This is a genomic window from Brevundimonas denitrificans (assembly GCF_030160755.1).
Taxonomy (GTDB): domain Bacteria; phylum Pseudomonadota; class Alphaproteobacteria; order Caulobacterales; family Caulobacteraceae; genus Brevundimonas; species Brevundimonas denitrificans.
This window is the reverse complement of sequence record NZ_BSOY01000053.1, coordinates 1-23,276: the sequence shown is the minus strand read 5'-3', so window position 1 is coordinate 23,276 and position 23,276 is coordinate 1. Positions and strand designations below refer to the sequence as shown.

The 23,276-nt window shown below is 68.9% G+C and carries 15 protein-coding genes; 5 read left to right on the top strand and 10 right to left on the bottom strand.

All coding sequences use genetic code 11. From position 1 onward, the window contains the following. The 4 genes from ccmI to QQJ79_RS11220 form a co-directional block, all read right to left on the bottom strand. Positions 1–414: c-type cytochrome biogenesis protein CcmI (gene ccmI, locus QQJ79_RS11235; RefSeq protein ID WP_284223025.1), on the bottom strand; the 414-nt coding region annotated here is incomplete at its 3' end. Continuing rightward, positions 411–884, bottom strand: a complete 474-nt coding sequence (locus QQJ79_RS11230) for a cytochrome c-type biogenesis protein (protein WP_284223024.1) — start codon at positions 882–884, stop codon at positions 411–413. The genes ccmI and QQJ79_RS11230, both read right to left, overlap by 4 nt. Next, positions 881–1,417 carry a DsbE family thiol:disulfide interchange protein gene (locus tag QQJ79_RS11225; protein ID WP_284223023.1) on the bottom strand — a complete coding sequence of 179 codons (537 nt, stop codon included), beginning with the start codon at positions 1,415–1,417 and terminating at the stop codon, positions 881–883. The genes QQJ79_RS11230 and QQJ79_RS11225 overlap by 4 nt, the downstream gene beginning before the upstream one ends. Further along, positions 1,414–3,393 (bottom strand): heme lyase CcmF/NrfE family subunit, encoded by a 1,980-nt coding sequence (locus QQJ79_RS11220; RefSeq protein ID WP_284223022.1) that lies wholly within the window; start codon positions 3,391–3,393, stop codon positions 1,414–1,416. Before QQJ79_RS11220 ends, QQJ79_RS11225 begins: the two co-directional genes overlap by 4 nt. A gap of 152 nt (positions 3,394–3,545) precedes the next feature. Between QQJ79_RS11220 and QQJ79_RS11215 the strand changes: the two genes are divergently transcribed. Genes QQJ79_RS11215 through QQJ79_RS11205 form a run of 3 tightly spaced genes read left to right on the top strand, consistent with a single transcriptional unit; the run spans position 3,546 to position 8,707 of the window. Next, a complete protein-coding gene (locus QQJ79_RS11215; protein ID WP_284223021.1) occupies positions 3,546–5,966 on the top strand; it encodes a cyclic nucleotide-binding domain-containing protein in 2,421 nt (806 codons plus the stop codon). Positions 5,967–5,970: 4 nt separating this feature from the next. Beyond that, positions 5,971–6,843, top strand: coding sequence for a hypothetical protein (locus QQJ79_RS11210; protein ID WP_284223020.1), 873 nt, complete (start codon positions 5,971–5,973; stop codon positions 6,841–6,843). Positions 6,844–6,850: 7 nt separating this feature from the next. After that, positions 6,851–8,707 (top strand): FHA domain-containing protein, encoded by a 1,857-nt coding sequence (locus QQJ79_RS11205; protein ID WP_284223019.1) that lies wholly within the window; start codon positions 6,851–6,853, stop codon positions 8,705–8,707. Here QQJ79_RS11205 and gdhA read toward each other — a convergent pair. The 3 genes from gdhA to QQJ79_RS11190 are packed head-to-tail and all read right to left on the bottom strand — an operon-like array spanning position 8,692 to position 12,289. Further along, positions 8,692–10,050 (bottom strand): NADP-specific glutamate dehydrogenase, encoded by a 1,359-nt coding sequence (gene gdhA / locus QQJ79_RS11200; protein ID WP_284223018.1) that lies wholly within the window; start codon positions 10,048–10,050, stop codon positions 8,692–8,694. The genes QQJ79_RS11205 and gdhA overlap by 16 nt on opposite strands. Positions 10,051–10,070: 20 nt before the next feature. After that, on the bottom strand, positions 10,071–10,988 hold the full coding sequence (locus QQJ79_RS11195; protein ID WP_284223017.1) for a FecR family protein: 918 nt from the start codon (positions 10,986–10,988) through the stop codon (positions 10,071–10,073). 11 nt (positions 10,989–10,999) lie between these two features. Then, on the bottom strand, positions 11,000–12,289 hold the full coding sequence (locus QQJ79_RS11190) for a tetratricopeptide repeat protein (RefSeq protein WP_284223016.1): 1,290 nt from the start codon (positions 12,287–12,289) through the stop codon (positions 11,000–11,002). A 178-nt stretch (positions 12,290–12,467) separates the two neighbouring features. Here QQJ79_RS11190 and QQJ79_RS11185 point away from each other — a divergent pair, with 178 nt between their 5' ends. Next, positions 12,468–14,756 carry a CHASE2 domain-containing protein gene (locus QQJ79_RS11185; protein WP_284223015.1) on the top strand — a complete coding sequence of 763 codons (2,289 nt, stop codon included), beginning with the start codon at positions 12,468–12,470 and terminating at the stop codon, positions 14,754–14,756. A gap of 33 nt (positions 14,757–14,789) precedes the next feature. Then, the gene (locus tag QQJ79_RS11180; RefSeq protein ID WP_284223014.1) at positions 14,790–15,653 is read left to right on the top strand and encodes a phosphodiesterase; all 864 of its coding nucleotides are present in this window, start codon (positions 14,790–14,792) and stop codon (positions 15,651–15,653) included. Between the two features lie 9 nt (positions 15,654–15,662). Here the strand turns inward: QQJ79_RS11180 and QQJ79_RS11175 are convergent, their stop codons facing one another. The 3 genes from QQJ79_RS11175 to QQJ79_RS11165 all read right to left on the bottom strand — a co-directional run. Beyond that, positions 15,663–19,580 carry a hypothetical protein gene (locus QQJ79_RS11175; protein ID WP_284223013.1) on the bottom strand — a complete coding sequence of 1,306 codons (3,918 nt, stop codon included), beginning with the start codon at positions 19,578–19,580 and terminating at the stop codon, positions 15,663–15,665. Positions 19,581–19,587: 7 nt separating this feature from the next. Continuing rightward, the gene (locus tag QQJ79_RS11170) at positions 19,588–21,435 is read right to left on the bottom strand and encodes a hypothetical protein (RefSeq protein ID WP_284223012.1); all 1,848 of its coding nucleotides are present in this window, start codon (positions 21,433–21,435) and stop codon (positions 19,588–19,590) included. Continuing rightward, positions 21,420–23,276 (bottom strand): heme-binding protein (locus QQJ79_RS11165; RefSeq protein WP_284223011.1); only part of this gene is annotated, 1,857 nt, incomplete at its 5' end. The genes QQJ79_RS11165 and QQJ79_RS11170, both read right to left, overlap by 16 nt.

The window sequence follows — 23,276 nt, the reverse complement described above, 5'->3', positions numbered from 1 at the left end:
GCCGTCGTGCGCCGCGTCGGCGGGCGCTGCGGCCGTGTCCGTGCCGCGCGGTCCGGCGCCCGGAAGATCGGGTCTCCCAAGCAGGGCGTACAGGCCCGCGCCGCCCAAGGCGACGACGGCCGCGAGCCCCAGCGCCAGCCGGATCAAGGCCTTTTCGCCCAGCGGCCGGCCCGTCGGCGTCGTCTCCACGCCTTCGGCGAGCGCCCGGCGTTCGACCTCAAGACGCAGGGCCGCGATGTCCTCCGCCGGCGCCGTTCCGGCCTCGGCCTGCCGGTCCAGATCGGCCAGTTGCGCCTTCAGCACCTCGGCGGAGGTGGTGCGCCGGTCCAGCACGCCCCCGGGCCGGATCAACGGTATGGCCAGCCCGACCACGGCCAGGGCGATCATCACGGTCAGGACAATCCAGAGGATCATGGCGCGTCACCGGTTTTCAGGATGGCGGCGAGCGCACGTCGCTCCTCGGCCGAGAGGGGGGTGGGATCAGCCGCGCCGGCCCGGCTGCGACGGCGCAGATAAAGCGCCAGGCCGAGGCCTCCGGGGATCAGCACCAGCAGCGGCGCGCTCCACAGCAGGATGGTCTGCAGGTCCAGAGGCGGTTTGAGCAGGACGAAATTGCCGTAGCGGGCGACGATATGGGCCATCACCTCCTCGTCCGTGTCTCCGGCCGACAGTCGCTCACGCACGATGGCCCGGAGGTCGGCGGCGAGCGGAGCGTCGGAGTCGTCGATCGACTGGTTCTGGCAGACGACGCAACGCAGCTCCTGGCTGATCGCCCGCGCCCGGGCCTCGAGCACGGGATCGGCCAGCTGCTCTTCCGGCAGGACCGCCGCGACCGGTCCGGCGATCAGCAGGGCGCAGAACAGTCCAAGGACGAAGCGTCTCATGTCTCGGTCTCCAGCCTGTCCATCATGGGCTGAAGGATTTCCGTCCAGACCTCCGGCGTGATCGGACCCACGTGGCGGTAGCGAACCCGACCATGACCGTCGATGACGAAGGTCTCGGGCGCGCCCGTGACGCCGAAATCGATGCCCGTGCGGCCGCGCGGGTCCGATCCGATCAGGGTGTAGGGATTGCCCCTCTGCGCCAGCCACTCGGCCCCGGCGGCGGGCTCGTCCTTCCAGTCGAGGCCATGGATGGTCACGCCCTGGGCCTGCAAGCGCAGCAGCATCGGATGCTCGATCACGCAGGCCACGCACCAGGAGGCGAAGACGTTGAGCAGCACCGGCTTGCCGGTGAAGTCCGACGACGCCAGCCCCACGGTGTCCTCGGGCGTCAGACCCGGAAGGTCGAAGGTCGGGATCGGCCGGTCGATCAGCATGGACGGCAGGATGCTGGGATCGCGGCGCAGGCCCAGGCCGAGGGCCGCGGCGACCATCAGGAACAGCACGACCGGAATGATGAAGGCCAGCCGCCTCACGCCGCCGCCTCCGCCGCCCTGGCCTGCGCCGCCTTGCGGGCGGGCATGGCCAGCCGCGTCCGCCGGTCCGACAGCGACAGCACGCCGCCCAGCGCCATGATCAGGGCCCCGCCCCAGATCCAGCCGACCAGCGGATGCCACCACAGCCGGACCGTCGCCGCGCCGAGCGTCGCGCTCTCGCCGACGGAAATATAGAGATTGCCCATCGCCTCGCCGCGGATGCCGGCCTCGGTCGTCTGGGTCTGGCTGGAGGGGTAGAACCGCTTCTCGGACAGCATGAGGAAGGGCTGACCCCGGCCCTCGACACGGAAGCGCGCCTGATCCGCCCGATAGTTCGGGCCCGTCGCCGGGCCGAGCGCGTCCAGCGTGATGCGCCGCCCCGCGAATTCGACGGTCTGGCCCGGGACCATGGTCACGACCTCGCTGTCCGTCCAGGCGGTGATCGCCGTGACGCCGATGGTGGTGACGCCCAGCCCGGCGTGCGCGACCGCCACCGCCCAGAAGGCCAGCGGCGTGGTCCGGATCAGCCGCCCGGTTTCAGCGCCCTTGCGGCCGATGCCCCAACGCCGGGCCAGCAGCATGAAGGCCGCCGCGATCAGCCAGACGCCCAGCGCGATTCCGAGCGCGGCCCCGACGTCAGCGATCCCGAACACCACAACCCCGATGACTGCCGCCACCGCCGTGACGATGATCGGCCAGCGCAGCCGCGTCAGCACGGCGCGGACCGTGTCGCGTTTCCAGTTCAGCATCGGCCCGAAGGCGACCAGCGCCAGCAGCGGCACGAACAGGGGCGCGAACGTCAGGGCGTAGTACGGCGGGCCCACCGAAATCTTGTCGCCGCTCAGCACGTCGATGAACACCGGATAGAAGGTGCCGAGGAACACCGTGGCGGTGGCCGCGAGCAGGAACAGATTGTTCAGCGTGATCCCCGCCTCTCGCGACAGCGGCGAGAACAACGCCCCCGTCCGCATCGCCGGCGCCCGCCAGGCGTAGAGGCCGAGCGCCGAGCCGGTGGCGATCAGGATGAAGACCAGAATATAGGCTCCCCGCTCGGGATCGACGGCAAAGGCGTGCACGCTGGTCAGGACGCCGGAACGGACCAGGAAGGTGCCGATCATGCTGAGCGAGAAGGTGAGGATGGCCAGCAGGATGGTCCAGCTGATCAGGGCGCCCCGCTTCTCCAGCACCAGGGCCGAATGCAGCAGCGCCGTGCCCATCAGCCACGGCATAAGCGAGGCGTTCTCGACCGGGTCCCAGAACCACCAGCCGCCCCAGCCCAGCTCATAGTAGGCCCACCAGCTGCCGAGAGCGATGCCGACCGTCAGCGATATCCAGGCCGACAGCACCCAGGGCCGCACCCAGCGCGCCCAGGCCGCGTCCACCCGTCCCTCGATCAGAGCCGCGACGGCGAAGGAGAAGGCGACCGAAAAGCCGACATAGCCGAGGTAGAGCAGCGGCGGATGCATCACCAGACCGGGATCCTGCAGCAGGGGATTGAGCTCGGTCCCGTCAAGCGGGATGGGGCTCAGCCGCGAGAACGGATTGGAGGTGAACAGGCAGAAGCCGAGGAAGGCGGCGCTGAGCATCCCCTGCACCGCCAGCACCCGGGCCTGAAGGGTCTCGCGAAGCGTCCGGCCGAAGAAGGCGATGGCGCCGCCGTGCAGGGCGAGGATCAACACCCACAACAGCATGGAGCCTTCATGACTGCCCCAGGTGGCGGCGAACCGGTAGGGCAACGGCTGGGTGCTGTGACTGTGTCTGGCCACCAGTTCGACGGAGAAATCCATCGTCACATAGGCCGTGGCCAGGGCGCCGAAGGCGAGAACGACGAAGGCCATCTGCAGCAGGGCCGAGGCCCGCCCGAGAGACATCAGTACGCTATCGCCGCGGTGGGCGCCCAGCAGCGGAGCTGCCCCCTGTATCAGTCCCAGCATGAAGGCGAGGATCAGCGCCAGCTGGCCGATTTCCGCGCTCATTCAACATGCTCCGCCACCCGACCTGTACTGTAGCGAGCAGCGCTCCTATGGTAAAGCAGCGCGGGGGGCGGGTCGGAACGGCAGTGCATGCTGTTTGCGGCCCAGGCGCGACACGGGGGGACGTGGTGGAGGGGGTCCATCGGATCGCCATCTTGGGCTCGGGGCCCGCCGGCCTGAGCGCGGCCGCGCACGCGGCTGCCCGCGGCGTAAGCCATATCCTGCTCGAGAAGTCGGACCACCTGTCGGACACCATCTTCCGCTACCAGCGCGGCAAGCACATCATGGCCACGCCTAGCCAGCTGGTCGTGCGCGCCGACGTCAGTTTCGAGCCCGGCAAGCGCGAGACCATTCTCGACACCTGGTCGAGCGAGGCGGCGAAGCACAAGGTCAATGTGCGCTACCACGCCGAGGTCAAATCCATCACCGGCGCCAAGGGCGATTTCAGCATCGCCCTGTCCGACGGGTCCGTGGTCCGCGCCGAAACGATCGTCCTGGCCATCGGCACCCAGGGCAATCCCAACCTGATGTCCTGCGAGGGCGGCGGGCTGTCCCACGTCCAGTACCAGCTCGACGACCCCGCCGAATATGTCGACGAACACATCTGCGTCGTCGGCGGCGGCGACGCCGGCATCGAGAACGCCCTCGGCCTGATCGCCGACCGAGCCCAGGGCAATACGGTGACCCTCGTCAACCGCGGCGCCGACTTCGCCCGGGCCAAGGAAGCCAACGCCAAGGCACTGCTGGCGGCGCAGGAAGCCGGCCACATCACCCTGCTGACCACGGCCGAAACCACCCTGATCGAGCCGGGCTGGATCACCGTCGACACGCCCGAGGGCGCGACCCGGTTCCGGTGCGATCGGGTCATCGCCCGCCTCGGCTCGGCCCCGCCGCGGAAATTTGTGGAATCCATCGGGCTGGAGTTCACCAGCGCCGCCCGCGAGGCCTTCCCCAAGCTTTCGCCGACCTTCGAAAGCACTGTGCCCGGCATCTATGTCATCGGGGCGCTGGCCGGCTATCCGCTGATCAAACACTGCATCAACCAGGGCTATGACGTCGTCGAATACATCGGCGGCGCCGTCGATCTGAAGCCTGCCGACGAACCCATTCTGGAGGCTCGGCTCAAGGGACTGCCCGGCAACCGGTCCGTCGCACAGTGGCTGGAGTTCCTGCGCCAGGAGATCGAAATCCTGCGCGGTTTGTCGCCCCTGCAGATGCGCGAATTTCTGCTGGATTCCGACGTCCGCGCCTATCAATCCGGGGACGTCATCTTCAAGCGCAATTCGGTCGGCTCGTCGGTGTTCGGCATCGCGTCCGGATCGGTCGAGGTCGAGGTCGGCGGCGGCAGGAAGCGGATGACCGTGACGATCCCGAGGGGATCGATCGTCGGCGAAGTGGGTCTGATCTCGGGTCGCCCGCGCGGCGCGACCGTGCGGGCCGCCGAGCCCAGCATCCTGCTGGAAATTCCGCGCATGGCCGCCCTGCGCCTGATGGCCTCGGTCAAGGAGGCGCGCGACACGGTCAACCGCATCACCACCGAGCGCCAGTTGCTGCAGATGTTCGGCTCGGGCCTGACGCCCGACGATCTGACCGATGTGCTGGAAACGGCGGAGATCCGTCAGGTGAAGACCGGCGAGGCCATCATCCGCGAGGGCGAGGACGGCTACGACATCTTCGTGGTCCGTTCGGGCAGTATGGTCGTGGAGAAGCAGATCGGCGGCAAGCCGGTCTTCCTGTCCTATCTGCCGGCCGGCTCCTACGTCGGGGAGATGGCGCTGATCGACGGCGGGCGGCGCAGCGCCACGGTCCAGGCCGCCATCCGCTCCGAGGTGGTCAGGCTCGACGGGGACCGCTTCCGCGCCCTGCTCAGGCGCAAGCCCGAGCTGGAAGAAAAGCTTCGCGCCGACATGGCCGACCGCCGCAAGGTCAACGGCTATATCGAGGAACAGAAGGGCAAGTTCGGCGACGTCGTCGATATGTACAGCGCCGTGGCCGACTTCCTGGTCGAACAGGGCATCGGCGAGGCGACGGACGTCCTGCTGATCGACGAGACGCTCTGCATCGGCTGCGACAACTGCGAGAAGGCCTGCGCCGACGTCCACGACGGCCTGTCGCGGCTGGACCGCGAGGCGGGCCGGACCTACGCTCACCTGCACGTCCCCACCTCGTGCCGGCACTGCGAACATCCGTATTGCATGACCGACTGCCCGCCCAATGCGATCCATCGCGGGCCCGACGGCGAGGTCTTCATCGACGAGACCTGCATCGGCTGCGGCAATTGCCAGCGGAACTGCCCCTATGACGTGATCCGCATGGACTCACGGCCGCCGAAGAAGCCCGACCTGATCTCCTGGCTGCTGTTCGGGGTCGGGCCGGGTCCGGGCGAACCCGACAAGGCGTGGCGGGCCAAACACAAGCCCAAGGGCGCGGAGCCGCCCAAGGTCGCCATCAAATGCGACATGTGCATCGGCAAGGCGGGAGGGCCGGCCTGCGTGCGAGCCTGTCCGACCGGCGCGGCGATCCGGGTCTCGCCCGAAGAGTTCCTCACCGTCAAACGCATGAACAGGGGCGAATAGACCCTTGGCGAAGACCGCGAAAACAGGCGAACGCTCCAACCCCGGCCAGCACGACGGCTTCCTGGGCTACCGGAATTTCCGCTGGGCCTGGCGGGCGGGCGCCCTCTGCGTGATCGCCATCGCGGGTTATCTGCTGATGGACGCCGAGCCCCGACCGAACGGCGGCAGCGTCTATGGCTATGCGGCGGGGACGATCGCGGCGCTGCTGGTGCTCTGGCTGACGCTGCTGGGCCTGCGAAAGCGCGCCATCACCTCGGGAAACTGGTCGCTGAAGGCCTGGGTCTCGGCCCATGTCTATCTGGGGCTGGCCGTCATGGTCGTCGCCACCCTGCATTCGGGATTCCAGTTCGGCTGGAACATCCACACCCTGGCCTATGCGCTGATGGTGCTGGTCGTGGTCTCCGGCCTGTTCGGCATCACCGTCTACGCCCTCCTCCCCCGCTACCTCAGCCGCAACCGCGGAGAGACGACCCAGAAGCAGATGCTGGAAACCCTCAAGGCGCTGGACCGCCAGATCAACGAAGCCGCCCAGCCGCTGTCGGAGGTCCAGGCGCGGGTGGTGCAGATGTCCCTCGACGGCAGCCGGGTCGGCGGCGGCCTGTGGCGACGGCTTTCGGGCGGCCGCGGCGGCTGCGGCAACCAACGGGCCCTGTCGCGCCTGCGCGGCCTGCGGCGTCAGGCGACAGACGTCGAACTGCAGATGCTGGACCGGATGGAGGAGCTGCTGCAGCGCAAGGCCGTCGCCCTGGCCCAGGTGCGCCGCCACCTGCAGATCCGCGCCTGGCTGAGCGTCTGGCTGGCCGTGCACGTCCCGGCCACCATCGCGCTCATCGCCGCGATCACCGCCCATGTCTTCAGCGTCTTCATCTACTGGTGATGGCCCGATGACCCTTGTTCTTCGCCAGGTCACGCGCCGCGTCAGCGGAGCCGAGATCGTCCGGGAAAAGGTCCTGCCGACGGATACGGCGCGGATCGGCCGCGGCGCCGACTGCGAAATCCGTCTGCCCGATCTGGCGGTGAGCCTGCATCACGCCACCCTGGCGACGACCGGTCCCGGGCGGGTCAGCGTGGTCTCCGCCGGGCGCGAGCCGTTCGGCGTCGACGGCCGGTTCGTCACCCAGGCCGACATCGACGTGGGGCGCGCGCCGCGCCTGACCTTCGGCGACCACATCCTGACCCTGTCGCATGGCGACGGCGGCCGCATCCTGATCAACCTCGCCGCCGCCGAACCGGCCGAGGGCGACTCGTCATCCGGCGTTCCGGCCGGCGGCGTCATCCCCAAGGCGCGCATCTTCGGCCGCAGGCGCATCGCCTGGACCCTGGGTCTGGGCATCGTCGCCCTCTGCCTGATCTGGCCGCTGGCGGCCTTCCATGGCCACCTCAACGCCCGGATCGACCCGGACCAGCAGTGGTCGACCGGCCCGCTGTCTTCGGCCCATGCCTTCCTCGAGGACGACTGCCAGTCCTGTCACCAGGAGGCCTTCGTCGCGGTGACCGACGCATCGTGCAAGACCTGCCACGCCGGCGACCAGACCCCCGCCGCCATGGCCGCTGCGGCGACGTCCGTCCGACGCGCCGGTTCGCCGGACACGCTGTCCTTCGTCAGGGATCACGCCCCGCGCGGCCGGATCCTCTGGGGGACCCCGCCGCCGGCCGGCTTCACCGGACAGGCCACGGCCTGGTTCCGGCGGGCCTTCAACCTTCCGGAACAGCGCTGCGCCAGCTGCCACGTCGAGCACGTCGCCAATCCGGTCGCCGGCCGCCCGCCCGAGCCGATCCCGACCCTGACCCCGACCCAGACCTGCATCCAGTGCCACACGGGGCTGACGCACCGGCTGAAGGACACCGACCTGGCCGATGCGCCGTCCTGGGCCCGGCATCCGAATTTCCGCCCTGCCCTGCCCGGTCCCGCCGGTCTGACCCGGGTGTCGCTGGACAGCCGCCCGCGCGAGGCCTCCGGCCTGACCTTCCCGCATGATCTGCACCTGTCGCCCGGGGGCGGGCCGGCTCGCATGGCCCAGACGCTGGGCGGGCGCGGCTATGGCGCCGCCCTGACCTGCAACAACTGCCACCGCCCGGACGCCGACCAGAAGGGCTTCGCGCCGGTCCAGATGGAGCGGGACTGCGCCAGCTGCCACTCCCTGTCGTTCGCCACGCCGGGCGGCGTGCGCCAGCTGCCGCACGGCGAGCCGGGCCAGGTGGTCGCCGCATTGATGGCGTGGCAAGGGCGCGGCCCCGTCGCCGGCGGCGGAACCACGCGGCGGCGTCCGGGCGAGATCGGCGAAGGCGGACCTGGCGTCGGCGTCTCGCCCGCGGGGGCCAGCGCGGTGAACACCGTGGGCGGCGCCTTCGGGCCGCGCGGGGCCTGTTTCGACTGCCACACCATTTTCCGGACGCCGATCCTCCGCTTCACACCGGTGCGTCTGCCCGGCGACTTCCTCAGCCGCGGCGCCTTCGATCACAGCGTCCGGGAACATCGGGTCGACCGGCTCGGCCAGCCGTCCTGCGCCCAGTGCCATGCCGCCGCGACCTCGGGTTCAGCCACCGATCTGCTGCTGCCGTCGGTCAGCGAATGCGTGGAGTGCCACGGCCAGACCACGGCGCGTTCGGAGACGCCGGCCCCGGCGGACTGCGAGACCTGCCACAGCTTCCATGCGCCGTCCCATCCGACACCGCGCCCGCCACGTCCGAATTTCAGCGCCCGGCCTCGCCCGGCGGCGGCGGTTCAGACCACGCCGTAAGCCAGCATCGCCTCGGCGACCTTCTTGAAGCCCGCGATATTGGCGCCGCGCACGTAGTCGATGCGCTGGGTCCCGGCGACGCCGCCGTATTCGACGCAACGCTGGTGAATGCCGCGCATGATGTCGACCAGATGCTGCTGCAGCTCGGCCTCCTTCCAGGCGATGCGGCCCGAGTTCTGGCTCATCTCCAGACCGGACACCGCCACGCCGCCCGCATTGGCGGCCTTGCCCGGCGCATAGAGAATGCCGGCGGCCTTGAAGACGTGCACCCCCTCCAGATCGGTCGGCATGTTCGCGCCCTCGGACACCGCCATACAGCCGTTGGCCACCAGCGTCCGGGCGTCCGCCCCGTTCAGCTCATTCTGGGTCGCGCAGGGCAGGACGACATCGCAGGGCACCGCCCACGGCCGCTGACCCTCGTGATAGGTCGCGCTGCGGAACTCGGTGACATAGTCTGAAATCCGGCCGCGGCGCCGGGTCTTGTGGACCTTGACCCAGTCGATCTTGGCCTGGTCGATGCCGTCGGGATCGTGGATGAAGCCCTGTGAGTCCGACAGGGTCAGGACCTTGCCGCCCAGTTGCACGATCTTCTCGGCGGCATGGGTGGCGACATTGCCGGAGCCGGAAATCACGGCCGTCTTGCCGGCCACTTCCTGGCCGATATGGCCCAGCATCTCCTTCAGGAAGTACACGGCCCCGTAGCCGGTCGCCTCGGTGCGGATCAGGCTGCCGCCGTAGGACAGGCCCTTGCCGGTCAGAACGCCGGTGAACTGGTTGGTGATCCGCTTGTACTGGCCGAACATATAGCCGATCTCGCGGCCCCCGACGCCGATGTCGCCGGCCGGGACGTCGATGTCCGCGCCGACGTGCCGGTACAGCTCGGTCATGAACGACTGGCAGAACCGCATCACCTCGTGATCCGACTTGCCCTTGGGATTGAAGTTCGATCCGCCCTTGCCGCCGCCCATCGGCAGACCGGTCAGACTGTTCTTGAACGTCTGCTCGAAGGCCAGGAATTTCAGCACGCTCTCGGTCACGCTCGGATGGAAGCGGATGCCGCCCTTGTAGGGTCCGATGGCGTTGTTGTTCTGCACCCGCCAGCCGCGCTGGACGCGGATATTGCCCCTGTCGTCCTCCCAGCAGACGCGGAAGCTGATCACCCGGTCCGGCTCCGCGATCCGGCGCAGGATCTGGTAGTGGTGGTACTCTTCCTTGTCCTTGATGAAGTCGAAGATGTCCTCGGCCACCTCCTGGACGGCCTGGACGAACTCATCCTGACCGGGATTCCGCTTCTTCACCCCCTCGATGAACCGGGGCAGGTCGACGTGGTCCGAGACGGCCATGGCCGCTCCTCTCTGTCAGGTCAGGGAACGGGATTCGGCGGTGCGTTGTTGCAGCCGCCGCCGGGGCTGTTGGGGCTTTGGTTCGGTCCTCTCGACTCGCATCCGACGGACGGCTCGATCGCATCGGGGCCATCAGGACCGCGAGCGCCGAAGGTGGCCGCGTCGCCGGACTCGAGGCCCGCCGACAGGACATCCCCGGGACTTGAATCCGTATTCGACGTCGGCGCCGCCCTGAGCAGGGCGCTCAGTCTGGCCGACGCCTCGTCGGACAATTCGAATGGTCCAAACGTGCCGCCCGCCCAGGCGAACATCGCCAGACCGGGGCGTTCCAGCGTGAAGGTGGAGCCGCCGCTGGTCACGTCGATCGCACCGGGCGTGTCGAAGCCCCCGCCGCGCGGACCGGGCCCGCGCAGGACGATCAGGGTCGCGTCGTCGGGCGAGCCGCTGAAGGCCGGCAGACCGGGGTGGCCTTCCAGCACGAACAGGGCGTCGGGGCCGACCACCGCCTCCACCACAGTGCCCCGCACGCCGATCGAGGACACGGGCGTGCGCACGGCCCCGGACCGGGCGCCGCCGCGACCGGACACGAAGCGGAACGCGCCGCGCGCCACCGAGGCCGAGGCGCCGCCGGCGCCGCGGTCGGTGTCGATGACAAAGCGATCAATGGTCACCCGCGCATTCGAACCGACCGTGAAGATCGACTGATCACGAAGCAGGATCTGCAACTGGCTCTGCGCGCCGCTGACGAAGACATCGCCCGTCCGGACCTGTCCCCTCAGGGCCGCGGGCCGAAGCGCGCTTTCCCCGACCGGCTGGGTGCGGACGCTGTTGCGGATGGCGGCGTTGACGCCGACAGCCTCCTGGGCCTGGGCGACGGCGGCGGCCGACAGGGCGCAGGCCAGGGCGGCCGCGGCGACGAAGGTGTGAACCGGGTTCATGACCATCTCTCCTAGTTGGCCGCGCCGAAGCGCCACGTCAGGCGCAGTTCCGCGCCCCAGCTGTCATAGTCCGCCAGAGGCGCCAGGGAGTCCCGGGTGCCGTAGGTCAGCGCCCCCTCGACACCCACGTCCTGCCGCCAGTCGCCGGTCGCGCCGGTCGCCGTAAAGGCGCTGATCGGGGCGCCGACCGCCACGCGCGCCCAGCTGCGGACGTCCTCGCGCGCCGGCGCGCCGACCCCGATGAAGACCGGATCGGGCGCATCATACTCGAGCCACTGCACGCCGCCCGAAATCGCCAGATACTGTCCGCGACGGGTGGCTGTGTCATAGCGCGCCTGGACGCCGGGGCCCGAATAACCGAAAGGCTCATAGTCGGCCTCCTTGGCCTGCCAGCCGGCCGAGACGCCCATGCTGCTGCGCGCATCCAGTCGGTGGGTCAGGCCGACGTTGACGTCATAGCGCCAGCCGTCGCGATCGCCGCCGATGATCAGGGCCACCGCATCCACGGCGGGCTCGTCAAAGGTCTGGCTTGCCGCTTCGCCAGATACGGTGAGGGTCGTCGCATTGCTGGTCCGCCAGCTGACCCGGGCCTTCGCCCCGACCTCTCGCATGTAAGGGTCGCCGAGAAGATCAAGTGTCCGAGCGACAGCACTGATATTCCATGAGTTCAAACGTCCCGTATAGGACAGTCCGGCCTCGATATCGCCACGCCTCACGTCTCCGTCGATGTTGTCGAATGTCGAGCGGTCATAGCCGCCCACAGAGCCGAAGACGGCATAGCCCGGGGCGCCGCCGAGATCGTGGGTGGCGGTGAAGCGGGCCGCCACCACGGCGGCGCTTCCCTCCTCGCTGACCGGCGGGGGGACGATGGAATCGAACTGGGTCGTCAGCGCGCCGGCGGCGTCTTCCTCATAGGTCACGGCGGCCGAAAGACTGCCGCTGAACCGGGTCGTCGACCGGCTGCGTTCGATCCGCGCGCGATATCGCGTCGCCTCGGCCCGCTGCAACGGCGTGAGCGTCACCGGCTCAAGCAGATCGAGTTGATCGCGCGCGCCCTGAAGGTCGTCGAGCCGGTACAGGATGACGGCGTACAACAGCCGGGCGGCATGGCGGTTCGGGTCCGCGATCAGCACCCGCTCGAGCGCGCCGGCCGCTCCGTTGAGATCGCCGGCGTCAGCCGCGCGCCGCGCGAAATCGAGGTTCAGGTCCGGATCGTCGGGCGCCGCGAGCACGGCGTCAAAGTCCTGGGCGGCTGCGGCCTCAACCGTCACAGCGGACAGTCCGACGACAGCGGAAATCAACAGGCCGGCCCGAAAAGCCGGGGCGGAACGGAACGCTGGACGCTTCATGTAATCCCCCAACCGCTTGCAGATTGTCCCGGATAGTCTATCCCCGAACAGCGGAACGGTCAGGCTAACATCGTTCCGCGAGGAGCGCATGAAATAATCGACCAGTGATTTTTTCGAGTGAGGCGGACGCATGGGGGCGGAGCCTGAAACCGAGCGACTGAAGGAAATCGGGTCGCGCCTGGCGCGCTCCAGCCTGTCGCTTACGCGATATATCGCGACGGCCGGGCCGGGTCTGGCCATGGCCCTGCTGCTGCTGATCCTCCACATCTTCCAGCCGCCGTTCGTCGGAAGCATCAGCAATCTGGTTTTCGACACCTATCAGCGCGCGTATCCGCGCCCCTATGAGGACGCCGGGGTCCGGGTCGTCGATATCGATGACGAGAGCATCCGACGTCTCGGCCAATGGCCATGGCCGCGCACGGACGCTGTGCGCCTGACGGACGCCCTCACCAATGCGGGCGCGGCGGCCATCGCCTTCGACGTCGTCTTCTCGGAGCCGGACCGAACCTCGCCGGCCCGCGCGGTCGAGATCCTGCGGCAAAATCCGGAGGCGCGCGGCGACTATGCCGAAATCGCCGCCATGACCGACCATGACGAATTGCTGGGTCAGGCCATGGCGCGCGGCCCCACCGTCACCGGCTATTTCCTGACTGAAGAGGCCAACACCGCACGCCCGGCCGAGCACGCGGGCGTCGCCGTTTCGGGAACGCCGCCGCTCGGCGTCCTGCGGGAATACAATGGCGCCATCGTCAGCCTGCCGGTGATCGGCGATCGCGCGTCCGGGGCCGGCTCCGTCAGCCTGGACGCCGGCCGGGACGACATCATCCGGGCGGTGCCGCTGATCGCAAACCTCGACGGCCGCATCGTTCCGTCGCTCTCGCTGGAAGCGCTCAGGGTCGCCCAGGGCGCCGGCGCCATTCTTGTTCGCAGCAGCGACGGCAGCGGCGAATGGGGGGGCGGAAGTCCGGCGCCGACCGTGCTCGCCGTCAAGACCGGGGATCTGCAGGTTCCGACCACCGACGTCGGTGAACTGTGGATGCACTACACCGCTCCCCATCCCGATCGCGTGGTGCCGGCCTGGCGCATCCTTGAGGGCGATCTGCCGGAAGCGGAGATGCGGCGGCTGTTCGAGGGTCAGATCGTCTTCATCGGCACGGGGGCGATCGGCCTCCGGGACATCCGCTCAACCCCCACCCAGGCCGGCGAATTGGGCGTGGTCATCCACGCCCAGGCCGCCGAGCAGATGATCCTCGGCAAATTCCTCACCCGCCCGGACTGGGCGTCGGGCGCAGAGCGCATACTGATGGTGGCGCTCTGCCTGCTGATCGCGCTCTCCGCCCCCGCCCTGGGCGCCCTGCGCGGCGGCGTGCTGGCCATGCTCGCGCTCGGCGGCGTGCTGGCGGGGTCCTGGTTCGCCTTCAGGAACAGCGGCCTGCTGCTGGAGCCCATCTTCCCGGCGCTGGGCGTGGTCTCCGTCTATATCGCCATCACCGCCGTCTCCTTCTACCGGGAGGAACGGGCGCGAAGTCACATCCACAACGCCTTCGACCGCTATCTGTCGCCGGAACTGGTCGATCGCATCGCCCGCGATCCCGGCCAGCTGGAGCTCGGCGGCGAGGTCCGCCAGATGACGGTGCTGTTCAGCGACGTGCGGGGCTTCTCACGCATCTCCGAACGCTTCGGGCCGCAGGAGCTGATCGGTTTTCTGATCAACCTGCTGACGCCGATGACGGACGTGCTTCTGGCCCGCAAGGCCACGATCGACAAATACATCGGCGACGCCGTCCTGGCCTTCTGGAACGCGCCGCTGGACGATCCCGACCACGAACAGAACGCGGCCCGGGCTGCGCTCGAGATGCTCGAGACGCTCAAACGCCTGAACGCCGACAACGCCCGCGATCCGGCCTGGCCGGGTCAGGTGGCGATCGGCATCGGCCTCAACACCGGTCCATGCTGCGTCGGCAACATGGGTTCGCGCCAGCGCCTCAGCTATTCCCTGATCGGCGACACGGTGAACCTGGCCTCGCGGCTGGAGAGCCTGACCAAGGCCTATGCGGTGTCCATTCTGGTCGGCGAAGACCTCGCCGCCCGCCTGCCCGACTTCGCCCTGGTCGAACTGGACATCATTCGGGTCGTCGGCCGCGACGCGCCGGAGCGCATCTCCGCCCTGTTGGGCCCGCCGGAGATGTCGTCCGATACGGCCTTCATCGAGACGCGTTCGCGGATGTCAGCCCTGCTGGAGGCGTACAGGTCCCGCGACTGGACCGCCGCGGAGGCCGCGCTGGAGAGACTACGTGGAGCCGATACGCTGCCGGGTCTGGAAGGCGTGACGAACCTCTACGCCGCGCGGGTCGCGGACTTCCGCCTGAACCCGCCACCCGACGACTGGGACGGGATCAGCCAGGCGCTTGAGAAATAGGGGCGACATGACTTTGAACGGGGGAACAGCGTCATGTTGATCGTTCAGATCACCGACATCCATATCGGCTTCGACCAGAAGAGCCGCTTCGAGCTCAACAAGAAGCGGTTCCGCCGGACGCTCGAGGCGGTGATGAAGGTCGAACCCAGGCCCGATCTGATCCTGGTGACGGGCGATATCGCCGACAAGGGCGACGTTGCGTCCTACGAGTGGTTTCGTCAGGAAATTCAGCAGGTATCCCTGCCTGTCCTGATGTGCCTTGGGAACCATGATCTGCGCGCCGGTTTCAGCCAGGTCTTCCCCGGGACAGCGCAGGAGGACGGCTTCATCCAGTATGTGGTCGACGACCATCCGCTGCGGATCGTGGTGCTGGACACCCTTGAGGAAGGCCGCCACGGCGGGGGCTTCTGCGAGAAGCGGGCGACCTGGCTGGAGGCCCGTCTGGCCGAGGCGCCCCACCGTCCGACCCTGCTGGTCCTGCACCACCCGCCCATCGACACCGGCATCGAATGGATGACCATCGGCCCGGCCGAACCTTGGGTCCAGCGGCTCACCGACGTCGTGTCGCGCCACGGCCAGGTCGTCGGCGCCCTTTGCGGCCACGTCCACCGCACCATCGTCACTTCATGGGCCGGCACGACCCTGACCGTCTGTCCCTCCACCGCGCCGCAGGTGGTGCTGGATCTCAAGCCGATGAATCTGGACCGTCCGGACAAGCGGCCGATGATCGTGGAAGCCCCGCCGTCGTTCGGCATTCACCGCTGGAACGGCCGCCGCCTGGTCAGCCATTTCGCGGCTGTCGAGCGCCGCAAGATCCTCGCCCGCTATACCCACAGGATGCAGGGGTTCCTGAAGCATCTGGCGCAGGAACGGGCGGGAACCGCCGAACCGCACTAGCGACGAGGGCTATGGCGCCGCCAGCCAGCCGTCCAGCGACGGCCGGTCGCTGACCCGGTACACCTCGCCGCGATAGTCGAGGAACAGCCGCTCCATCTCGCGCCTGTTGAACGGCCGGGATCCGAGCCGTCCGAAGATGGCGATCTGGTGCCCTGTCTCGTCCACCCCCCGATCGCGGTCCAGACCCTTGGACAGGGCCAGCGCCGGCGCCGGCGTCCGCGCCCAGGCGATCAGCTCCGGCCGTGGCTCCGGCGAGAAGCCGTAGAAATTCCGCTGGCTGTCCGGGCTGGTCAGCTGCAGCACCTTCAGCCCGTTCCGGCCGTCTGCGACATAGGCGAACAGGGAGGCGTTGGTGGAGGCGACGACCACATCCTCGGCGTCGTTCAGCCGGCCGTCGAAGGTCACACGCTGCTGCAGGCGGGGCTGGCGCGGGTTGGTCACATTGATGATGACCAGCCCCTCGCCCTTGGCCGCGACATAGGCGTAGGTCCGCGCGACATAGAGGCGGCGGGCGTCGCCCAGCGGCACCACGGCGCCCTCGATGGCGCGCGGATCATCCAGCTTCGTCACATCCAGAACCCGCATCCCCTGTGCGTCGGTGACGAACAGATAGCGGAACTGCAGGGCCGAGGCCCGGACGTCGTCCAGCCGAACGGTCGTGACGTGGCGCGGCCGCAGCGGGTCGTCGAGATCGACCACCACCAGACCGGCGCGGGCCGCGATATAGGCGATGTGGCCTGCAAGCGTAATGTGCCGCGCCCCGTCCAGCACCCCGCCGGGGTTCCAGGTGGCGGCGCGGCGCAGGTTGTTGTTGCGCGGATCGCCGTCGGCGAGGGTGTCGACATTGACCAGGATCAGCCCCTCGCGCGCGTCGGTGACGACGGCGTAGCTGTAGATCGGGTGGAAGGCCTGTTCCTGGTTGGCGGTCCGCATCTCCGGGGTGTTGCGGGTCGGTGCGATCGGCTGGTTGGTCGGCAAGGCCATACAGGTCGCATTGCCGGACGCGACATGGGTGTCATTGCCCAGCGGCGAGAAGGGCGCGGTCAGGATGCGGTCCGACACCCCCTTGTTGCCGATCGCGGCGACGTCATAGACGCGGAAACCACCCCGGCCCTCGGCCACGAACATATATTCCCCGCGCAGCTGCAGGCAGCGCGCCTCGCCGCCCGTGCCCTGCAGGGTGTTGGCGATCTCCTCGACCGAGCGCGTATCGCCGCTGCCGGCCGCCTCCATGTCAAAGGCCTCGCCGCGGGTCCAGTTGATCAGCTCGCGCCCGTTGCGCTCGACGTGCTGGGCGAAGAAGTCCGGATAGGCGTAACGCTGCAGATAGGAGCCGAACACCGCCTGGGGCTCGTCCCACTCGGTCACCCGCACCGCCTCGATGCCGGTTTGCAGCCCGACCCAGGCGTTCATGCCGAGGAAATTGACCGAGTTGGTCCCCAGCATCAGCAACTGGGCCATGATGGCGTTGTTGTCCTCGGCCTCGGACACGTGACAGTCGGTGCAGGTCTTGGTCTCGGTCTTGCGGACCGTGTGCGGGAAATGCGGCGCGAAGGCCTGGCTGGAGAAGCCCACCGCCGAGATCGGCGGCTGCTGCACATAGATCCGCTCGCGATTGATATTGGTCGAGGACAGGACCAGGGCCGAGGACGACCGGGCCGGGGCGATCACCCCGCCGCGCGCGGTCCCGTGGCGGCCCAGCTGGAACATGTCGTCCCGCGCGACCTGCGGATTGTAGGTGGCGTAGTTGCGGGTCGTCCCTCCCTCGGCCCGATGGCTCTGGGCCTGCCAGTTGGCCTCGACCGGCAGGTGGCAGCCGCCGCAGGACGGCGTCCAGGAGGTATGGCAGCTGTAGCAGGCCATCTCCTCGTCATCGTGCGCCAGGTCCGTGGTCGCGACGCCGGGCCCCCAGGAGAAGCTCGCCTGTCCGGGCCGCGACACCGACATCAGCTTGGCCCGCGCCGCCGCCGGGTTGAACTCGGGACTGGAGCGATCGACCGCGTCGCGCACCAGGTCGACCTCCCACTCCAGCGTCGGATCGACGATCGAGCGCTGGATCAGCACCCGGCGATTGTCGCGCTCGATCCACTCGAAGCGCCGCTGGCCGTCGGAATTGCGCAGCAGGGTCAGGTCGGTGCCTTCGGGCGGCGCCGCCGGCCCGGAGGTGCGCAGGGTCGGCAGCGCGCGCGAGGTGCCGTGGCAGTCCTTGCAGCCGATCTCGACCGCCGCGGCCACCTCGCCCATGATCAGGCCCGAGCCGTGGCTGTCCTGCGAGAAGTGGCAGTCGGCGCACTGCAGACCCTTCTCGGCGTGGATATCCATCATGTGGACGGTGCGGCCAGGATTGGTCCCGGGCGGGACGAACTGGCCCTCCCCTTCCCGCCGCCAGCGCTCGGGATCGTCGGGCGGGACGATGCCGCCCTCCGCGTCCAGCAGATTGCCCTCGCGATCGCGCTTGAACACGCCGCGGAAATTCCAGCCGTGGCCGTGATAGTCGGCGAACTGGGTGTCGCGCAGGGTCGGGTTCAGGTCGTTGACCGCGCGCAGGAAGTCGAGGTCGGCCCAGCTGCCGCGCGGCGCAGCGCCCTCGGGGTTGCGGTCCAGGACCGCGCGGATCTCCTCGGCGGTCGGATAGCGCTGCCGCTCGGGCCACATGGTCGGCGCGTCGGCCTCATAGTCCCACATGGTGTAGCCGAGGTAGCTGTTCAGGAACATGTTCGGCTGGTGCATGTGGCAGTTCATGCACTGGGACGTCGGGATGGCGCGGGTGAAGGCGTGGCGGATCGGGTGGCCCGATTCCTCGCGGTTGATGGTCGGGTCCGCGGTCGCCGTCTGGCCGTCCCGACCGAACTGCGAATAGCCCAGGCTGTGCCGCGGCTCCCGGTCGTTGGCGTAGACCACGTGGCAGGAGGTGCAGCCCGAGGAGCGGTAGTCGCCGGGCTGATCGTTGGTGCCCATGAACCAGGTGTAGGGGTCGTTCAGGCGCGTCTTGTGGATGTTCAGCACCGGCACGGCGATGCGCAGGCCGGTGCCCGGTCCGCGCGACGACTGGCGGAAGTCCGGACGGCCCGGCTCCTCCAGCCGCTGGATCTGGCCGGTTGGACTGGGCAGGCCGATTTCGGGGAACTGGGTGGCGATGTTGCGCCCGCCGCGCTCGAACACCCGGAAGATGTCGCCCGGCGGGACCACCTGCCAGGTCGGGATCGGATAGAGCACCGGCAGGGCGCCGCGACGCGCCTCGTCCAGGGTCACCGTTCCGGGCGGCGTGCCGGGCGAAAGCAGCCGCGCCGGCTCGCCTTCGGGCGTGTAGGCCTCGCCGATAATGTAGTTCTTGTAGGGCAGGATGCCGTTGTTGTACGAGGCGCCGCCGAAGAACATCGCCCCGGTCGCCATCAGGGATCTCTCTGCTCTTTCAATCAGTTCCATGTGACAGGCGCCACAGGACTGGCGAGCAACCCGGTAATCGCCGGGATTCACAAAGCGAATGAACTCCGGCGCCTCACGGTTCAGCAGGGTGTAGGTCCGCTCCGGATTGGCCGAACTGGGGAAATGCCAGCTGCCCGGATAGCGAGGCAAGACGTGAGCTCTGTCTCGTATCGTACTGTATTCTTGCGTCTCTCGTCCTAGTCCGGTCGGAGCCGTCGCCGAGGCGTCGCCGCCGTGGCAGTCGACGCAGCCCAGCACCACGGCCGGTGAGGCGTGCATGCTCGCGGCGTCCACCGGACTGTGACAGCTGACGCAGCCGGCGCTCTTGGCGGCGGCCTGTTCGGGAGCCTGGTTGAGCGGCGCGGGCGGGGCGGCGACATAGACGCGCGCGACCGGCGCCTCGTCGTCGTCGGCCACCACGGCGGCCGGGGAGCCGGCGACAGCGAGCATCAGGACGGCCAGCGCCCCGATCACCCGTCGTTTGCCCCCCCAGGTCCCCATCCGCCCCTCAGAAACTCAGAACAGCGTTCAATAGAACGGAATAGAAGCGGTCGTCACGATTCGTCGCCTGGAACAGGTCGCCGAACCCGTCGCCGGGCTCAAACACCGCCGCAGAGGCCCGCAGGACGACGTTCTGCGTCATCATCGGCCGCCAGATGGCCGAGACCGACACGTCGATGCCCAGCGCCTTCGGAATCGAACCTTCCTGACGCAGGGCCTGAACCACCGCCGTGTCGGCGAACCACAGATGGTTGGCGTTGGCGCTGACCCGCAACTGGGGCGTCAGGTCCAGATCGGTCCCGAACCCGACCAGAATGGTGCCGGGGTTGTTGAAATTGGACTGCCCCTCCTCCTTGGACGAGCGCAGCGAGTTCAGCACGCCGTTGCGGCCGTTGACCCCGATCGCCCGACCGCCGCCGGCGAAGGGAATCGACTGGCGGATCCAGTAGCTGGTGTCGGCCCCGGCGAACTGCGGGTTCTCGAAGATGGCGTCGAACCCCTCCTCGACGTCGTCATAGGGGTCGGAATCGCCGGAGGCGTAGAGGCCGGAGGCGCGGAACCGCATCCAGTCGAAATCGATCGACGGCTCGACGGCCAGGAACCAGGCGCGGATGTCCGCGGGCTGACCCGTGAACATGCTGTTCCGGTCCTCGCCGAGCGCCGCATAGGCCGAGGCCGTCAGATTGATCCGTCCGATCCGGCCGTCGGCGTTGTAGCCCAGATAGGCGACGTCATAGTCGCGGCCCCGGAGGTCGCCCAGCAGCGCCGGCCGTGCCGGGAAGCCGTTGTCGTCGATATGGATGTCGTCCCGCTCGCGGTTGCGGTTGTAGATCACCGTCCATTGCGAGGTCATGCCCGGGACCGGCAGGTCCTGGCGATACAGGTTGGCGACCAGGATCTGGTCGTCCCGGATCGACTGGGTGATGTCGTTCAGGCCCGAATTGGTGTCCTTCTCCAGACGCAGGAAGAGGCCCAGGTTGTACTGGTAGCGGTTGTTGTCACGGTTGCCGAAGAACCGCACGCCCAGCTGGCTGTCCTGGAACAGGAAGCCCCGGAAGTCCGAGGTGAACGGCTGGATGCCGACCCGCACGGAATCGAAGTCGTAGCGCTCCGAGACATTGCGCAGATGGTAGTCGATGAAGGCTTCCTGCACGCCGAGGAAGGAATCCTGCCGGTCGGGACCCTTCGACGGCCGCACCGACAGGATGCGCCGCTCGGGCACGCTGACATCGCTGTAGTTGAAGGCCAGGGTCAGGCGGGCCTCAAAATCCGGCGGTTTGAACGCCGTCGATCCCTCGATCAGCGACACCGACGCCACGAAGGTCTGCGACAGGATCAGGCTGTCGGAACGGCCGAAGACGTCGAGGCTGTTCGGATCCTGGGTCGTCTGGACCCCGACCGGCAGCGGCAGGGACCGGGGCTCGACCACCGTGTCCGACACGCCCGCGACCACCACGAACAGGCTCTCGTGGCCCGGCAGCGGCCGGTCGCCCTTGAGGGTGTTCTGGTTATAGGGGTCAAACCAGCGCTCATTGACGCCGACCGCCTCGATCACCCGCCAGCGGTCGGGGAGCGGCAGATGGTCCGTGGGAAAGGCCTCGGGCGGCGGCGCGCGCACTGCGCCGGGATTGGCCTGGATGACGGCCTCGGGATAGGTCTCGAGCCGCCCCGGTCGGCGGCGGACAGGCGCGTCCGGATCAACCTGCGGCGGCGGTTCAGCCGCCGGGGAAGGCCGGGGCTCGGCGGGCTGGATGACCAGCGGCAGACCTTGCGCGGCGGCTTCGGATGCCGAGAGGCACCCCAGGCTCACAACGATCAGGGCGGGCCATGCCACCTTCATCACGGCGCACTGCACACATTCTGTTGCGAGGAATCGAGGAAGGGGGCGAAGGGACAGCTGACATAGCGCAGCCGGGTCGAACCGCCGGGATGCGCAACCACGATCTGGTCCGACCGGATGGCGGCGGGCGCCTGGCTGATGCCGCCGACCCGGACGGCGGCGTTCTGGAGGCCCAGGAAGGAGATCATGTCGTCCTGGTCGATGCCGTCTCCCGACACCCCGATGGCGCCGATCAGCTGCGTGCCGCGATAGATCGGCACTCCGCCCGGGAAGATCTGGAGGCCGTTCTGCAGCCGGTTCCGACCCGGCGCCGCGTCCGGCAAGGACGTGCAACGCGCCGCCGTATCCGGGCCCAGCCCGCTGACGAAGCCGAGGTGCTGCCCGAGGTTGGTCAGGACCAGGGCGGTCTGAAGTCCGGTCGAAAAGGGACTCCACAGGGCGATCGGCCGCGACAGCGGACCGCTGGTGGGCCCGACCTCGCCGTCGGGGAAATAGGGCCGCGCCAGATTGCCGACGCCGCGCACGCTGAACGCCGTCTGACCCGTCAGGGCCGCCGGCATGGACAGGAAGGTGCGGGTCTGGCCCACAAAGGCGTTCACGTCCGCCGACGGGTCGCCGGACAGGTCGGCGGCGGCGGCGGAATTCGACAGGAAGCTGGCGGTGCGGGCCTTCTGCACGGCCACGTCGATGCCGAACAACGGCGCGTCGGGCGAGCGGACCAGCCCCAGGGTCACGCCATGGCTGTCCACCACCGCGATCGAGACCTGGGCCCGGCTGTCCAGCGGGCGGCGGATTTGGGCCCGGGCCCGGCTCATGATGGTGAAGGCTTCTTCCAGAACCGCGCGCGTCTCGGCGGCGGTCAGGGGCGCGCCGACCGAACCCGCATCCGTGCCGGCCTGCACCGGATAGCGGGGAGCGCCCGAGCCGTCGGTCAGGATGAAGGCGTCGGCGTTGTTGAACTCGCCCGCCGTCGCCTTGCGCACGCCCGAGGCCTCGGTCCCGTAGGCCTGACCCGCGATCGCGCCCGGTCCGGCGTAGTAGCCGGTCACAGGCGTAAAGGCGCCGGTCCCCGCCGGCAGGGTCCCGAACGCCGGCGCCGAGGCCGGCGTGCTCATCAGGGTGGCGGCGGTGGCGTCGCTGTAGCGCAGGGTCGTTCCGTCCACCGCGACCCGGTCCGCGACGATGTCCACGGCCGGCGCCAGACCCGATCCGGCGGCGAAGGCGATATGTTCCTCGATGTCAGCATCGACGTCCAGAACGTTGACATCAAATCCATAATCGCTTTCGGCGATTACCCCGACACCGCCGACCAGCACCCCGTTCTTGTACAGCGGAAAGCCGCCGGGATCGGCCGCGAGGCCCAGTGGCGACCGCTTGGGGCCGATCAGGGCCGACGGTCCGCCGCCGCCCGTGAACCGGCTCGCAACGTCCGAACAGGGCAGCTGGCTGAACTGCACCCCGAACAGCGGCCCGCTTTCCAGGCCCGCCGTCGAGGGCGCGGGCGGGAAGTGCTGCTGCACGATCATACTGGCTGTGCGGCTGGAAAAGGCGTTGCCGCCGGACGAGAGATAGGCCCCGGTCACAGCCTTGGCGATCGCCGCCGCCGCCGCCGGAGCGACCACGCCCTGCAGGTCGACATCGACCGTCGCGCCGGGACGCAGGGTGACCGTCGCCGGCGCCCCGGTCATGGCGTAGACCGCCAGCACATTGCCGACCCGATCCGTCACCGCGATCACGGCGGGACGCGACCGCGCGCGCGCCTCGGCTATGGCCCGCGCCAGCACGCCTTCGACCTCGGCCACGGACAGCGCCTCGGCGGCCGGCACGGCATAGAGGCCGCCGCTGCTTCCGCCGCC